At 39.6% G+C, this 14,915-nt stretch carries 9 protein-coding genes and 2 pseudogenes; 8 read left to right on the top strand and 3 right to left on the bottom strand.

The features are described 5' to 3' along the window. Window positions 1–501 precede the first annotated feature (501 nt). Window positions 502–2,544, top strand: coding sequence for a hypothetical protein (locus J5A56_RS11535; protein ID WP_021670792.1), 2,043 nt, complete (start codon window positions 502–504; stop codon window positions 2,542–2,544). A 244-nt stretch (window positions 2,545–2,788) separates the two neighbouring features. Here the strand turns inward: J5A56_RS11535 and J5A56_RS11530 are convergent, their stop codons facing one another. Beyond that, window positions 2,789–4,321 carry a RagB/SusD family nutrient uptake outer membrane protein gene (locus tag J5A56_RS11530; RefSeq protein ID WP_081691251.1) on the bottom strand — a complete coding sequence of 511 codons (1,533 nt, stop codon included), beginning with the start codon at window positions 4,319–4,321 and terminating at the stop codon, window positions 2,789–2,791. 4 nt (window positions 4,322–4,325) lie between these two features. After that, a pseudogene (locus J5A56_RS11525) lies at window positions 4,326–7,663 on the bottom strand (SusC/RagA family TonB-linked outer membrane protein). A gap of 256 nt (window positions 7,664–7,919) precedes the next feature. Here J5A56_RS11525 and J5A56_RS11520 point away from each other — a divergent pair. Next, a complete protein-coding gene (locus J5A56_RS11520) occupies window positions 7,920–8,444 on the top strand; it encodes an RNA polymerase sigma-70 factor (RefSeq protein ID WP_021670789.1) in 525 nt (174 codons plus the stop codon). 241 nt (window positions 8,445–8,685) lie between these two features. Further along, the gene (locus J5A56_RS11515; protein ID WP_021670788.1) at window positions 8,686–9,663 is read left to right on the top strand and encodes a FecR family protein; all 978 of its coding nucleotides are present in this window, start codon (window positions 8,686–8,688) and stop codon (window positions 9,661–9,663) included. 160 nt (window positions 9,664–9,823) lie between these two features. Here J5A56_RS11515 and J5A56_RS11510 read toward each other — a convergent pair whose 3' ends face one another. After that, a complete protein-coding gene (locus J5A56_RS11510; RefSeq protein ID WP_021670787.1) occupies window positions 9,824–9,979 on the bottom strand; it encodes a hypothetical protein in 156 nt (51 codons plus the stop codon). 551 nt (window positions 9,980–10,530) lie between these two features. Between J5A56_RS11510 and J5A56_RS13785 the strand changes: the two genes are divergently transcribed. From J5A56_RS13785 to J5A56_RS11490, 5 genes and pseudogenes are all read left to right on the top strand, one after another. Further along, window positions 10,531–10,665, top strand: a complete 135-nt coding sequence (locus J5A56_RS13785) for a hypothetical protein (RefSeq protein WP_021670786.1) — start codon at window positions 10,531–10,533, stop codon at window positions 10,663–10,665. Between the two features lie 318 nt (window positions 10,666–10,983). Beyond that, window positions 10,984–11,145 carry a hypothetical protein gene (locus J5A56_RS11505; RefSeq protein ID WP_021670785.1) on the top strand — a complete coding sequence of 54 codons (162 nt, stop codon included), beginning with the start codon at window positions 10,984–10,986 and terminating at the stop codon, window positions 11,143–11,145. A 328-nt stretch (window positions 11,146–11,473) separates the two neighbouring features. Then, window positions 11,474–12,535, top strand: coding sequence for a 23S rRNA (adenine(2503)-C(2))-methyltransferase RlmN (gene rlmN / locus J5A56_RS11500; RefSeq protein ID WP_021670784.1), 1,062 nt, complete (start codon window positions 11,474–11,476; stop codon window positions 12,533–12,535). A 77-nt stretch (window positions 12,536–12,612) separates the two neighbouring features. Continuing rightward, complete coding sequence (locus tag J5A56_RS11495; RefSeq protein WP_021670783.1) at window positions 12,613–13,749, top strand: PdxA family dehydrogenase; 1,137 nt, start codon at window positions 12,613–12,615, stop codon at window positions 13,747–13,749. 47 nt (window positions 13,750–13,796) lie between these two features. Then, window positions 13,797–14,797 (top strand): annotated as a pseudogene (locus J5A56_RS11490) (lysylphosphatidylglycerol synthase transmembrane domain-containing protein). The last annotated feature ends 118 nt before the right edge of the window (window positions 14,798–14,915 follow it).

The following is a 14,915-nucleotide window of genomic DNA, read 5'->3' as shown; positions in this document are numbered from 1 at the left end:
TATCTACTACAAATGACAGAGATGACAGGAAATTAAGTTTATGAGTTATCTGATAAAACGAAATTGGCTAATTGTTATAGACATTTCATTATCACCCAACATCCAACACCTAACATCCAACACCCCACACCTTCGTATCTGATTCTGCTAACTTATAAAACATTAAAGGGTATAGTTTATAATTCCGATATATCCTCATCTGTTCTTGTGCCAAGCTGCAACACATGTTGTGCTTACCACATGCACGACTCGTGCGGACCTATGGCACGAAATGGATAAAATGTAGATTTGGAATGTGAGAAAGGCTGTTTATGTCTTGTAATATTGTTCATTATTAGTTTATAATCTGCCTCAATTGAAGAAGTTTTTACTACATTTGATATTTTTTATCATCGTTCTTCTTGCTTTTTCCCTATTTATTTTCTTATTTTGTGACGATAGTTATAAAGCCCAAAGTTAATGTTATATACTCTTGTATATGCTTGAATAATAGTAGTTAAGATGGACAAAACGAAGATTTTTTGCGCAATCTTAGGTGTGATGCCACTTACTGTTGCAGCACAGACAGATTCTGTTTCACAGGAAGTTCAGTTGAAAGAGGTGATTGTTGCAGGTGATATGGTAAAACGAGAGGTAGACTATATCAATTGTATTCCTACCCCAAAACAGCGGAAGCATGCTCATTCTGGTTTTGACCTTGTAAAGAATATGATGTTAGCAGGTGTCAATGTGGATGCAGAGAATGGTGTTATAACGACGCCAGTAGGAACGGCAACGTTATATATCAACGGCTGTAAGGCTTCTGTGAGAGAGATAGCTACGTTGCGCCCAAAGGATATTGTTCGTGTTGAATACTATGATATGCCTACGGGAAAGTATGCAAATGAGAAGGTTGTAATGAACTATATTGTCAAGAATTACACCTCGGGAGGTTATACACAGGTGGAGGCTCTGCAGGGAGTGGGTTATTTGAAAGGTGATTACAACCTTATATCAAAGTATAGTCTTGGGCATTATAACGTTAACCTTTGGGCTGGTACTAATGTACAGAACCCTAAGGTTTACGGTGAGACTACGACGGATTATCTGCTGGATAACCCTATCCATAAGCAAGAGTCAGCATATGATACTGATTTGAAAAGTATCGGACGTTATATTAATGCCAGTCTTAGTCGGAGGACAGAGCGTACAACGTGGATGGTTAGAAGCGGTATTGAGGTCAGTACAAGCCGTGATGATGTTCTGAATGGTAGTTTGGTATATACAGGCTATACTATTCCATTGGCATTTACCAATAATGTTCTTGAGCACGATAAGACAATAAAACCCTCTATTTCTCTGTACTTTAACCGAAATTTCAAGGGTGGAAAGAGTCTTGAATGTTCGCTGGATGGTTATTATGCACGCAATACCTATAAGCGTAATACTCTCGAAGACAGAGCATTCGTGAGTGATGTGAATGAGGATTATACGTATCTAAACTTCCATACGAGCTTCATGCTTCCTCTCCCTAAGGAAAATAATCTAACGTTTAGCTTGATTGAATTTCTAAAGATAAGCCAAGATGAGTATAGAGGTAGTTCTCCAAGTCTGCAGCATCTGCTATCTTCTGAATCTTTGCTCTTTGTTGATTATACGAAGCGGTGGGGACGAAAGCTGATGTTTGTAGCGCGTCCCGGTGTGTCTTACCTTGCTTACAAGCTGCGTGGAGAGCAGGAGGTGACACATTTTGCTCCACGTTTTCATACAATGTTCTCGTGGAGTCCAGATAAACATCAAGCTTTACAACTATTCTTTGCCTTAGGAAATACCTTCCCAACATTGAACACCGTAAACGCAGCAGAACAGCAGATAGATCGTGTCTTGGTGCGTCGTGGCAATCCAACGATGGATAATTCCACGTTACTTGGTCCTGCTTTGACTTATACGCTTAATTTCAAGAAATGGTCGGCACTACTTTCATCTCGTTATGAATATATGAGCAATGCAATAAGCAATGTGTATCTAAAGGAGAATAACAGGTTGATTAATACCTATTCGAGCGATACGCGTTATCATCAGTGTCAGCTGTTGCTGTCTGCGACATGGAAACCTATAAGTGATTTCAATGTGAAATGGGATGGTGGCTATGAGTGTTACAGGGTGACGGGATCTGCTGACGAATACATAGGATGCAGTTATGCACGTGTGGAAGCAAATTACTTTCTGGGCGATTTCTCGCTGTCAGCCTCTGCACGGACAGCTCGCAAGAATTTAGTAGCTTGTCAGGAGCACCTACACCTCCCATTCCTCTATGACTTGTCTGCAGAATGGAGTCATGGAAATCTGTCCGTAGTAGTTACTTCACGGAATCTCTTTATGCAGAGAAATAAGCGTACACGAAGTTTTATTGCGCCTAACTACCAGTTTTTCGAACGTAAAGTCAGTGAACGGGACAATTCTTTTGCTTCCCTAAAAGTAGCTTATTCGCTTGACTATGGTAGGAAAGTTAACCGTTCTCCTAAGTACGAATCGAAGACTACAGAAAGTTCTATCTTAAAGTGAGAATTAAGTATAGGATAATTAACTTGTTGGTTCAGTAGAAAAGACATGAGGAAATTTCCTGTCATTTCTGCCATTTGTAGTAGAATCTTAACTTGTTATATGACAGTAAGATGCATGAAATGTTAAAAGTGACAGCAACTTAAAACAAAACTTTCTTTCGTTTTATGTAATAATATGTTTCTTCTTTAGGAATACTCACCCAATACCAAATATCCAACATCGCCCATAAACAAAGAAAAACAATCTATCTCTGCCACCACATTGGTGTTGCATAATCATCAGGACCACCTAAAAGTTCGACTGCCTTGTCATAATTGCTGCGATTATTAATCTGCTGATTCTTATCAAAAGGTATTCTATTGGGTGTTAATAATGTATAGCCGTTTGTTGCCTGTGGCACAGAGAAGATGCGAGGATAACCCGTGCGACGAATTTCGTTCCATGCTTCCTGTCCATTCGGGAACAAAGCAATCCACTTCTGCGTAATCAACCGCTCCATTTTCTCATCCATAGAGGCACTATCATCCCATTTTATAGTAATCGTAGAAACCCTTGCAGCTGAACCTCCAAAGCCCCCTAAAGCATCTGCATAGTTAGCTTCTGTAGAAGTATCGTCCAACAAATAGGTTGCAACACCATCTGCACCCCATTGATTGAAGGACAGTGTCACACCTTGTTCGTAATAATTTTTGGCACTGCCACCGCCCATATTCCAACCCCGCAAGACTCCTTCAGCCTTACAAAAAGCCATTTCTGATGCAGTAAGCCATAGTCCTGGGGTCGTTTCTTGCACGTTTACAGTAGAATAAAGACGCTTAGCAACAACGTTACTTCCAATTGCAGCACCAGCCCGACAGCCAATATACTTACGTTTTCCTTCCGTTATCGGCAGGGTGAAGTACTTGCTCATTCGTGGGTCTTTATACCCCGTCATATAGCTTTCAATGTCAGCACAGATACGACTATCGCCCCATGAAACTGCAGTTGTCCACAAACCCGACTTATTATAACGAATAGCACAGTTATCCTCATTTCCCTCTATCACGCCATCTCTCACCGCCTGCTCAGCTAAAGAACGCGCCATCGCAGGTTCTACATTGCTTATACGTACGGCAATACGCAACTTAAGTGAATTAGCAAACTTACGCCACTTATTGAAATCGCCCTTATAAACAAGGTCATAAGGTGCAAAAGCCACCATTTCCTTATCAAGTTGCGTATCAGATGAGATATAGTCAGTAGCCTCATTCAAGTCCTTAATCAATTGCATATATATATCCTGCTGAGAAGTGTAAACCACAGCATTATCTGCATTCATACTGAGTGGGAAAGGACCGTAGATATCCGTAAAACGGAGAAAAGCCTGTGCACGAAGAATCAATGCCCACGCATAAGAAACATTCTCTTTACCATTCAGATTGACAACCTCATTAAATGCAGACACCATAGGAGGTGCGTAAGAGGCTGGCCAAGCACACCAAGCGTTGCTTGCATTGAATAGTGTATGATTCTTAGGTAATTCCTTGGTATAGGTTGTATAACGTCCAAGATAATTACCAACGAAGTCTATCATCGTTTGATAGGCATTCTCCTGCTCTGGAAAAGCTACTCCCTGCATCTGAATCAAGAACGAGCCGACAGCATAGTTATCACGCTTCAACTCCTCTGATGACAGTTTACTACCAGGTCGATTAATATCAACAAACTTACCCGTACAAGAAGACAATATTATCAGCATACAGAGGAAGGAAAGGATTTTCTTTCTACTATTCATCATCATCTTAGAGTTTTACGTTGATACTAAAGCCCAACGAACGTTGACTGGGCTGCATAAAATAATCAAATCCTTGATAATATATGTCCGTTGAAGGGGTTGCCTCAGGATCGAAAGGTGCCTTACAATACAGCATCAAGAGGTTTCTTGCTGTCAAAGCGACTGACACCTTTACCCCACGAATCAGTTTATTGAAAGTATAACCCACATAAAGTTCCTTAATTCGGGCGTTAGAAGCACTGTAGATGTACTCATCCCAAATCGGTGTTTCCCCTCCAACAACCGAATAATACTTCTCTGTAGAAACCAACTGATTACCAACAGCAACGCCACCATTGTTTCTCAGTTCAGCAGTCTTCTTAGAAACACCATACGAGTCCATGAAAGCCTGCGTCTGTGAAACACAAACACCACCCAAACGAACGGTTATCAGCATCCCAAGTTCAAATCCTTTCCATGAGAAATTATTATTCAATCCAAAGTGTGCCTTAGGCAAAACGGAGCCTACCAACTTAGGTGAAGGCAACTCCATCTGCATCACCTGCCCTTCAGTGTTGAGCAAGATATTTCCTTGTGCATCACGCTTATAATCAGTGAATGTGTAAAGGTCTCCCATCGTACCTCCTTGCGTCAATATCACCTCACAACCATTCAAACCACCTTGGCGCAGTGTTTCGTTAGGATTATCAAGTAATTTTTCGATTCGATTACGGTTCGTACTATAGGTCATATTCGCCGACCAGCGGAGATTATTCCACTTCTTGTTATAACCAATACCCAACTCCAAACCTCTGTTTTGCACATCTCCCGCCTGTATATACTCGCGATTAAATGCACCACCAAGCGTAATCTGTCGGAGGAAGGTTTGATTCTTCGTATCCGATTGGTAAAGCGTAAACTTTACTGACAATGCTTCTTTGAACAAATGAGCCGTCATACCCGCTTCCCATGAGTTTGTACGCTCTGGGTAGAAGTTCTCAGGAAACTTATAGGTCACCGTGTGATAAGTACCTGTTGAGGGGATATACTCATAACGCCAAGCTGAAGAAATATTAGGAGAAATGGCAGAACCCACTGATGCCCACGATGCACGAAACTTCAAAAAGTCAACAAACTTCGGTAATTTAAGCATCTTTGAAAGAATAGCCGACATACCCACAGAAGGATAGAAGAAAGACTGCTGTGCTGTATTACTCAATGAAGAATCCCAGTCGTTACGTCCTGTCACCGTCAGATAGACACGATCTTGCCAACCCATCTCCACACTTCCAAGCACGGAATGGATGGCATGACGAGTGATATCAAAGACAGGACGATTATCACCCGACACCCTACTATAGTCGATTCCATTAGGAGTAAAGATGTTTGAGGGAGCCTTTAGTCCTCCCTGAAAGCCTGCCACATCGTACGATGTATTTGTGAAAGCCGTACCAACATTTGCAACAAGTGATAAAGTTTCCCATCGTTTAGAAACGTCTGCCATGACATCAGCATAGAAAGAGCGGTCATTCACCTTACAATAACTATAATATCCATAAGGCGAATGGGCAAAAATATCAAGCGTTGAAGCATAACGTTTGTCTTCTAACTTATTCACAGCTTCATCCCAACGAAGTCTTCCTTCAAGAGCCAACCAACGTGTTAGATGATACTTTACACCAAGATCGGTAAGGTATCTGTTACGTTTCGTTGTCTTCAACATTCGATTAGTAACCCAATAAGGGTTTTGCATCTTCAAGTCATCTCCATAACTCCAATTCTGGATATTGATATTGCGTACCACGTCATAAGTTTCAAATTTCTTGATAGCATTAAAGTCTTCGCCACGTGGGAAGAGATAAACAGAAGTCAAAGGATTGAAGTATTGTCCCTGTGCCAACATATTCCTATCATTTTCTCTGACAAACTTAAAAGAGAAAGTTAGCCTGAGCTTATCCTGCAATGCCGAAAAAACATTCTTAAATGTAAGATTATAACGTTGAAAATCATTGTTAGGAATAATACCACTCACTGTTGATGAACCCAAAGAAAGATAGATTTGATTGCGCTCATTACCTGATGTCAGCGTTGCACTATTCGTAAAGTTAACTCCTGTTCTGAAGAAATCATTAGGTGTATAACGACTTTTTTCTGACGTATTCTTCGTTCCCCACGACTTCATTTCATTCGTTCGGTTACCGTATTCATTCTGAAAATCGGGTAAAACAAAGGGAGAAAGAAACTGTGTACTTGTAGAAAACTCCACAGAAGTTTTCCCAACTCTGCCCGATTTTGTCTTTATCATCACAGCTCCCTGTGCTGCGGCGGAACCATAAAGGGCTGCAGCGGCAGCTCCACTAAGAACAGAAACACTCTCAACGTCATCAGGATTAATGTCTGAAATACCCTCTGAGCCAGGCTGCAACGAATAAATACCGCCCTTAATATCATCATTACTTCGGTTATTAATAGGAATACCATCAATCACATAAAGTGGTTGATTACTCTGCACCAAAGACTTCGGACCACGCATTACTACACGTGCTGCACCACCCATTCCTGCTGCTGATTCATTGATAAAGACGCCTGCCACTCTTCCCACTAAGGCATTTGCAAAATTGCTTGTCTTTACCTTGCTCAACTCCTCACCATTCATCTGCTTGACATTGTAGTTCAAAGCCGTACGCGAACGATTGATGCCCAAAGCCGTCACGAAAACATCCTCTAACTCATAGAAGTTCTCTTTCAATACAAACAACTGATTATGTCGATTATTAACACGCTTTTCTATCGTATCAAAACCTATACAGGAAATAAGCAATACAGGATTAGGAGTTTCTGATTTCAGCACAAACTTTCCCTCCAAATCCGATAAGGCACGTGCTTTTGAACTGCCCTTTATCATGATGGTTGCTCCAACAAGCGGATTACCCGACACATCTTGCACCTGTCCATTGAAGGTATAGAGCACTGGTGTGGCTGGCTGCCCAACCTTACGTTGTTGCAAAGCAGCCTCTGAACTACCAGCATCTTTATTCTGAACAACAGGTTTTTCTTTCTTAAGATAAATAATATTATCGATGATTTATAAGTAATCCCCGTGTTTTCAAAAAGCCTATTCAGCACAAAATCTATAGGCAAATTACTTATAGAAACGGCATTAACCTTCTGTTTTCCAAGTGCATCATCATAAAAGAAACGATACTTAGTTTTCGACTTAATACGCTGTATAACAGTCTTTAAGTCTGTTTGGTTTGTCGTTAATGACACCTGCGCAGAAGCACCATGTATACCTACAAACAAAAGGAAGGCACACATAAACGTTCTGAGGGGAAATAATACTTTCAAACAATCAGCTATCACCATGAAATCTGTTCAAATGGTATTAATTTTACAATACACTAACAAACATTGAGTTTACATACACAAAGATAGTCAATTATCTTTATTTAATAAAGAAGTCTTATCGCCATTTCACATAAATTAACCCCTTCCTTTATCTAAACAAGTACAAAAAGTGTATCTTTGTTCATAAATATTAAGCATACCCTGCTGATAACATCGCAAAAAGTAAAATGTAAATAGGATAGAACCAGATATTTGCAGGGCTAAAGAATAGATAATGATATTACCAGAACAAAGGTTCCGACAGATATTTAGAGCGTTATACCCCTCTCTCTCATTCTATGCCACTCGTCTTGTACATGATGATGAGGCAGAGGACATTGTACAGGAAGCTTTCATGGAATTATGGAAACGCAGAGAAGATATTGAAGACGAAAGCCACATCAAGGCTTTTCTTTATCGCATTGTCTATACCAAAGCACTAAATGTCATTAAGCATCGTACGGTTGTCAATAACCATGCCGATAGCATTAAGAAAGTTACTCAGTTTAAATTAGACTATTATAACCCAGAGGCTAATGACGTGATGGGCTATATTGAAGGGTTAGAAACGAGGAAACAAATCAATGATGCCATCGGAGATCTTCCAGCCAAATGCCGCGAGGTATTCATATTGAGTTATCAGCACGACAAGAAAAACAAGGAGATCGCAGAGCAGTTAGGTATCTCAATTCGTACTGTTGAGGTGCATTTATACAAGGCTGTAAAGGCCTTAAGAACAAGACTCAAGCACCACACATAGGGACTTCAAGATGAAAGACATCTGATTGACGAATTTCTTTTTATCACGGAAATAATACGACATTAATAATGAATGAACTATGGTAAACAGACACAGAAACAGACAAAGTGCCCCTTTTATAACATTTTTTATTAATTGCTATTACGTAAAAAGACCTATAAGGTTGTTATAAGAAAGAAGTAGTAGAAAAACTGCTGCCCAAAAGATAAAAATACAATACACCCCAGTTGAATAAAACAGAATGAGTAAAATAAATAATAAGACCATTAAAGACTATCTTCTTGGCAAGACAACAGCCAAAGAGATGGAGCAGCTGGCAGAATGCCTGGCAGCCTCGGAGGAAAACCGAAAGGAATTCTTCGAACTGGAGTTGGCTTTCCATTTAGGAAAGAACAACCAAGCTGCTACGTCTAAGAAAATAGAAGAAGCAGAGACAAAACTATTTAACCAAATAAAAGACTACGAAGAACAAAAGGAATATAAGGGCAATATCCACTTCTTCCGCTATGCTGCTGCTATCGTAGTAGCGGTATTATTGGCTGGAGGAGGTCTCTTCGCTTATCTTTACCAGTCAGCAGAGATGATCACAGTTGCTGCTTTGAACGAGGTAAAAAAGGTTGTTTTACCTGACAACTCTACTGTTTGGCTCAACAAGGGAGCAACCATTAGTTACGCTGATAACTTTGAAGGCAATGAGAGAAAGGTTAACTTAAAGGGCGAAGCATTGTTCAAGGTTACAAAAAACGCTGAAAAGCCTTTCATTGTAAGCAGTGATGGGGCATCAGCAAAGGTATTGGGCACTACCTTCAACTTCAAAGATCAAGCTGCTAATGGCAAAGAGGTTATCAGCTTGATAGAAGGAAGATTGGAAGTAACTGGGCTGAACGGAGAAGGAAAGGTGATTCTTCAACCAAATCAAAAAGCTACTGTCAGCAAGGATTCCAAGACCATCAGGAAAGAAAATAGCTATACACCAGTTGATGCTGTATGGCATGATAATATGATTCCATTCAGCAATATGCAAATCAAAGAGATTGCCCATATCCTTGAACAGTTTTACGATTATAAGATTATTGTTGATTCTAAGTTGGATAATAAAAGAACTTATACAGGTGTTATTGAAAGAAAGAAGGATATAAGAAACGTTTTAGATGGACTCGCTTATACTATCTCATTCCACTACACCATCAACAACAAAGAGATAACCCTCTCAAAATAATAACTCTCAAAACGATAAAAGACAACATGAAAAGTACCTGCAAAAAGCAAAACACCGCCAAAAACTTCTAATCTTTTAATAAAATATTTTTACTTTAAATAGGTTTTAAAAGTACAATACTTATTTGTTTCCTACTATCACAAAGAAACATATCAACTGGCTAAAGGACGTGTGAACCAGTCAAAGTCCAGTATGCAACAGCAAGTATTATTACTGTGACGATGATGCGAAAAATGCAACCAGTTATCTTTTTAATAAAGAGTATTCCGATAACCAAAACAGCAAGTAATCCGACAAAGTATTGTAAATTCTCCATTGGTATACCTTAATTTCGCAGCCAAATGTGCGATTTCTTGTTAATAAATTTATAAATCTCTGAGGAACAATGAGCTCATAAGAGTTTTATCGTTTGCAGAATTATCACTAACTATATGATGTCAATAATAGAAGTATAATTCTATACGAGGTGACAAAGATAGCAATAAAATACGATAATATTGTTTCTTACGGCGGATTTTTTATGTGATGAACGAATTTACTAGACAATGGACGCTAAATTTCTACACAAAAAACAGATGGCTACACTACTCAGATCTATCTTCAATACCATGCCTGGATAAGTCAAACGTTTTGGAGGGTTAGTCATATGGAATTCTCTTATGGGGAAGGTGAATTATGTGTTTAACTTAGTTCTTGTATGACAAAAAACAGTATGGTGAAGAAAAATCATACATAATCTAATAAGGACTGACTGTAATGCCGCAAAATATTTAACAGGATTACGGAATTAAGACTACGTTTGCCGCAATAGTAAAAAAAGTATTACACCAGCTGAACAGGAATATACTAACAGCATCTTCATAGCTTATGGATACGCAGAAGGAGCCAGTTTTGAAAATTACAAAGACGTATGGGAATGGTAGAGGTCGTATTACGGAATACTACAAAGGCTTTGTAGAGAGATTACAAGCCGCTTGTAGAGAGATTACAAAGCCTTTGTAATATTTTGTAGATATTCTTTTCGTATCAAAGCATTGTGCTATATCACAGAAGAAAGATACATATTTTATATATGGTGTCGGCTAACATTTTCAGTTATCAGTCTTGAATTTATATCTTTTTTCGGATCTTTGCCTTATACGTATGGACATCCTCATTCGAGCCAGCAGTCATCTATGGTTACAAACATTTACACAACAATGAGGGAACAGTCTAAAAACAATTTACAACACAATAATAAACTGAAAAAATAAGCAAGATATATGCCTAAGAAGAAAAAATATCAAACAAAGGAGGACAGTAGCAATCAGACAACCAGAATTGAAGCAGGCATGTATAGAATGGTTTGACGACTTCATCACCTTCGCTACAGAAAAACTACCAGAGGTACAATATATTGATGGTCTACTCGCTGCATTTTTAACCTCTTACGTAATTGACTTACATGCCACAGAACTTCTGCCGAAATTAAAGGCTATGTAAGATACAGGATGTGTGAACCAAATGCAATGTGGAAAGTTTGAAATTATTGAGAGATATCTCCGATTTAAGTATTACCCCCCACATAGATTATGCAAAACTCAATATTCACAAACAATTCGCTTATCTGAAGTCACATTTTGGCAAACCATAAGACAACCTAAAAAGAAAGAGGGTATATCAAAACGCTGAGTTAAAGAAAGCATGTTCATTATAGTTTTGACACGCCCTCTTTTTCCTTTAAAGCCTCCGACACTCAAAAAAGGAAGGAAAACACGAATATTAGCTATTTTTTCGTTATCTTTGCAGCAACAAAACATTGAGAACGAGAATGGAAGGTGCAAAGAAGTATTTGTTGGGAATGACACTTGGCGAACTGAAAGAGGTGGCCAAATCGCTCGGAATGCCAGCTTTTACAGGTGGACAGATAGCTAAATGGCTCTATACGCAGCATGTGAAAAGTATTGATGAAATGACAAACATCTCAAAAGCTAACAGAGAGAAACTCGCTGCTGAATATGCTGTTGGTTGTAAAGAGCCTATCGACGCACAGCACTCTAAGGATGGAACCATAAAATACCTCTTCCCTACTGATAGTGGCAAGTTTGTTGAAACGGTGTATATACCCGACGAAGACCGTGCCACCCTTTGTGTTTCTTCACAGGTAGGTTGCAAGATGAACTGTCTTTTCTGTCAGACTGGAAAACAGGGGTTTGAAGGTAGTCTTTCAGCTACTGACATTCTCAATCAGATTTATTCACTCCCTGAACGTGACAAACTGACGAATATCGTCTTCATGGGGCAAGGCGAGCCAATGGATAATCTTGACAATGTTTTACGTACAACAGAGATTATGACAGCTGACTTCGGTTACGGATGGTCACCAAAGCGTATCACGGTGAGTAGCGTTGGTGTCAAAGGAAAGCTAAAACGATTTCTCGATGAAAGCGACTGTCACGTTGCCATCAGTATGCACACCCCATTGCACGACCAACGCAAAGAGCTGATGCCAGCAGAGAAAGGTATGTCAATTGATAGTATTATCGAATTACTCCGCAATTACGATTTCTCCCATCAGCGCCGCTTGTCGTTTGAATACATTGTCTTCAAGGACTTTAACGATAGCGAAGAACATGCGAAAGCTATCGTACAACTACTCAAGGGATTAGACTGCAGAATAAACCTTATCCGCTTCCATCCTATTCCTAATATCCCATTGCAAGGTGTTGATGACCACAAGATGGAGAAGTTTAGAAACTATCTGACACAACATGGCGTTTTCACAACCATTCGTGCCAGTCGTGGACAGGATATCTTTGCGGCCTGCGGCTTACTCTCAACAGCAAAGAAGATCGAAGAAGAAAGAGGAAAAAGAAAAAAGGTAGGGAAGTAAGAAAGAAAAAGACAAAGAGACTACACTTGAGAGCCAAAAAGAAGTGAATATTACAATATAATACAAGATATAATTATATGAACAATAATAAAAAAATCCGCGTAGCAATCACACACGGAGATACTAACGGCATAGGATATGAACTTATCTTTAAGACTTTTGCCGAACCAGAGATGTTGGATCTTTGTACTCCTATCATCTATGGTTCACCTAAAGTAGCCACCTATCATCGGAACGCACTTGATATGGAAGCTAATTTCACCATCATAAAAGATGCATCAGAAGCACAAAATGGACGACTCAACCTATTGCCTGTCTTCGACGATGAGATAAAAGTTGAGTTAGGCGTTGCTTCTGAAGAGTCAGGTGTAGCTGGATTACGTGCTATAGACAAGGCTTTAGACGACTACCGCCAGGGATTATTTGACGTTCTCGTTACAGCTCCTATTGATAACAATGAGCATTTCCACTTCAGTGGTCAGAGTCGATATATAGAAGATCACTTGGAGACAGAGGAACAGGGGCTTTCTATCTTGATTAATGACGGACTACGCATTGCTCTCGCTACACGCAATCTCCCACTCCGCCAAGTAGCAGAATCCATCACAAAGGCAAGTATTGTCAACAATGCGACCGTACTTTTTAAGAGTCTTCGCCGTGACTTCCGCCTATCCTGTCCACGCATTGCTATGCTTGGTTTAAATCCTAAGGCAGGCGACAATGGTCTGTTAGGTTCTGAGGAACAGGAGATTATCCTCCCAGCTATTGATGAATTAGTTGATAATGACATACAAGCATTCGGTCCTTACGCTGCCGACACATTCTTTGGCTGCAACCATACCGAACATTTTGATGGCATTTTAGCAATGTATTACGAACAAGGACTTGCGCCTTTCCGTACACTTTCTTCATGCCATGGCATTACTTATACAGCAGGATTACCACTTGTTCGTACTTCTGCAGAAATACCTAATAGCCTTTCATTAGCAGGTAAGGGCATTGCTGACGAACTTCCTTTCCGTCATGCCATTTATCTTGCGATAGATATCTTCCGCAATCGCATTGAATATGATGCACCAATGAGTAACCCTCTTCCAAAGCTTTACAAGGAAAGAAGAGACGAGAGTGATAAGGTGCGCTTTGCCATTCCACGTAAGCGTGAAGACCGTTCACCAAACAATGGTGAAAACAATAAGGCAAAGGAGATACACTAAGCGTGTCTTCTTTCGCTCCTTATGACAGACATTGACTAAGAAGACTTATGAACAAAAGGTTCCAAAATTTCTTCTTTATATTGGCATGGTTGTACTCTGTATTATGGTGTACAACCTTGACTTTGCTGATGCATGGCAAAAAATCCAGCATGCAGGCTATTGGTTCTTTGCTGTTGTAATACTATGGGCTTTCTTATATCTCTTCAATACCACTGCATGGTATACAATCATACGCAGTCAGACACAAGACGTAGAAGAACGCAAGAAGGTTTCGTTTCTTTGGCTCTATAAAGTAACAGTGTCTGGTTTTGCACTTAATTATGCAACTCCTGGCGGACTAATGGGTGGTGAGCCATACAGAATTATGGAACTAACACCAAAGATAGGAGCTGAACGTGCAACATCTTCTGTTGTCCTTTATGCAATGACGCATATCTTTAGTCATTTTTGGTTTTGGCTTATTTCTATTTTCCTTTATATCCTCACACAGTCTGTCAACCTACTGATGGGCATAATGTTAGCAGTTATCTTTATCTTCTGTACATCTGCAATTTGGTTCTTCCTCACTGGATATAAGAAAGGTTTGGCAGTTCGTATGATGAATCTTGTTCGGCATATTCCTGTTGTTAAGCGATGGGCAGAGCCTTTTGTAGCCAACCATAAGGAAGAACTTGATAGAATTGATACACAAATAGCATCACTCCATAACCAAAATCCTCGCACCTTTATCACTGTCGTTTTGCTGGAATTATCTTGCAGAATTTGTAGCGCATTGGAGATATTCTTCATCCTTTTAGTATTGTTTCCATCCGTAAATTACTTTGATTGTATTCTCATCCTTGCCTTCACCTCTCTTTTTGCCAATATGCTCTTCTTCATTCCTCTACAATTAGGCGGTCGTGAAGGTGGCTTTCTGATGTCAGTAAAAGGTTTAGGACTTTCGCTCAAAGCAGGTATCTTCGTTGCTCTACTTGTTCGTATACGCGAACTTATTTGGACAGCTATTGGCTTACTACTTATCAAACTGGATAGAAAGAAAAACAAGTAATCTACACCCAATAGTTTTATACACTGTAAATTATTTACATATGGATAATTATTTCTTTTCATGGAAATAATGCAGAACAAGTAGATTCATTCCTCTGAGAATAGCAAAGAAAAGACAA

Source organism: Prevotella melaninogenica (genome assembly GCF_018128065.1).
Classification (GTDB): Bacteria; Bacteroidota; Bacteroidia; order Bacteroidales; family Bacteroidaceae; genus Prevotella.
The sequence above is the reverse complement of the archived record's forward strand: the minus strand, read 5'-3'. Positions and strand labels throughout refer to the sequence as shown.